General features: G+C 66.7%; 1 protein-coding gene. It reads left to right on the plus strand.

Translation table 11 applies throughout. From position 1 onward, the window contains the following. Positions 1–381 (plus strand): CheR family methyltransferase (locus tag D7Y04_RS43785; protein WP_304988668.1); only part of this gene is annotated, 381 nt, incomplete at both ends.

Below are 381 nucleotides of genomic sequence, written 5' to 3' on the forward strand. Positions count from 1 at the left end.
GTACTTCCGCGCGCTGCGCACGAGCGTCGTCCCCTTCCTGGGGACGTACCCGTCCCTGAAGGTCTGGGTGGCGGGGTGCAGCACCGGCGAGGAGGTGTACTCGCTGGCCATCCTCCTGCGCGAGGAGGGACTGCTGGAGCGCACGCTCATCTACGCGACGGACATCAACACCAACGCGCTGCAGAAGGCGGAGGCCGGCGTCTACCCGGTGGACCGCATCGCCACCTTCACGCAGAACCACGCCGCGTCCGGCGCACCCACGTCGCTGTCCGACTACTACACGGCGGCCTATGGCAACGCCGTCTTCGACAGGTCCTTGAAGAAGCACATCGTCTTCTCGGACCACAGCCTCGCCACCGACAGCGTATTCGCGGAGGTGCA

It is taken from the genome of Corallococcus sp. AB038B, from assembly GCF_003668955.1.
Taxonomy (GTDB): Bacteria; Myxococcota; Myxococcia; order Myxococcales; family Myxococcaceae; genus Corallococcus; species Corallococcus exiguus.